Source organism: Ciceribacter azotifigens, assembly GCF_048159625.1.
Taxonomy (GTDB): domain Bacteria; phylum Pseudomonadota; class Alphaproteobacteria; order Rhizobiales; family Rhizobiaceae; genus Allorhizobium; species Allorhizobium azotifigens.
Genome location: NZ_JBLQTA010000070.1, coordinates 1 through 1,137, shown reverse-complemented (window position 1 = coordinate 1,137; position 1,137 = coordinate 1). Strand labels below are relative to the sequence as shown.

The window sequence follows — 1,137 nt, the reverse complement described above, 5'->3', positions numbered from 1 at the left end:
GTGCTGGTTCCAGATTGAATGCAACGCTGGCTGGAAATCTACACGCGTCATCGTTCGAGAGCCAACAGGTGGCGACTAAACATCTCCTTGGGTGTCTGAAACCCCAGGCACTTGCGCGGCGTTTCGTTGAGCCGATCACACAGGGCACGGATTTCCTGGTGTGTGACATCCAGCACGATGGTCTCGGATGGGAGATATCGCCGGACGCGCTTGTTGGTGTTCTCAACCGTGCCTTTCTGCCATGGCGCCTGGGGGTCACAGAACCAGGCCACTGTTCCCATGCCTTTTTCCAGTTCTCGCCATGAGACGAACTCCAAGCCTCGATCGAATGTGAGGCTCTGACGAGCCGACGCGGGCAGGGGTGCCAGATGACGGATCAACTGGCTCATGATCGGCTTTGATCGTCGGTCGTTGTTGCGGAACAGGACAGTGTAGCGGCTCTTTCGCTCGACGACGGTCGCGATGTTGGCAGATCCATGTTCTTTCCTGAAGATCATCAGATCAACCTCCCAGTGACCGAATTCGCTTCGCGAATTGATGGCTTCCGGCCGATTGCGAATGGCGCACTCCATTGAAAGACAAGGCTTCTGGGTTTGCGTGCGTATCGTGGCCGCCGTTTGCGTCGCCGCTCCGGCAAATAGCGGGCCAGTTGTTGATCCTGGCCTTCCTGCGAGTAGATATATTGGTAGATCGTCTCATGGCTCAGCCCGGCAGACGAACCACTGGCAAGCTTCAGGCGTCCGGAAATCTGCTCAGGTGACCAGCCATTCTTCAGCCTGTCGACAACGGCAGCGCACAGGGCAGGATCACGCAGGAGCTTGCGATATTTGCGCCGTCGGTCCGACGCCATAGCGTGTGCTGTGACGTGCCAATATCCGTCGGCGACGCGAGCTTCACGGTCATGCCAGAAATTGCGCCGCAGTTCCCGGCAGATCGTCGACCGATCTCGCCGCAGAGTGCGGGCGATCTGCGCCTGGCTGATCTTCTTCTCATGCATCCGCGCAATCACGCGACGTTCGTCCAAACTCAACTGAACAAAAGAGCGGCCCATCCTATCCTCCTGAGATCATGGCCATTATTCTCTTCGTTGCATTTGAAATTGGAATCTGCCCCGGCTACACCCAAAGATCGCATAAG

Annotated in this window: 1 pseudogene; it reads right to left on the bottom strand. The window is 57.0% G+C overall.

Features of this window, described 5'->3' with window-relative positions:
* Nucleotides 1-47: 47 nt before the first annotated feature.
* Nucleotides 48-1,051, bottom strand: a pseudogene (locus ACM6UT_RS23330) (IS30 family transposase).
* Between the last annotated feature and the right edge of the window lie 86 nt (nucleotides 1,052-1,137).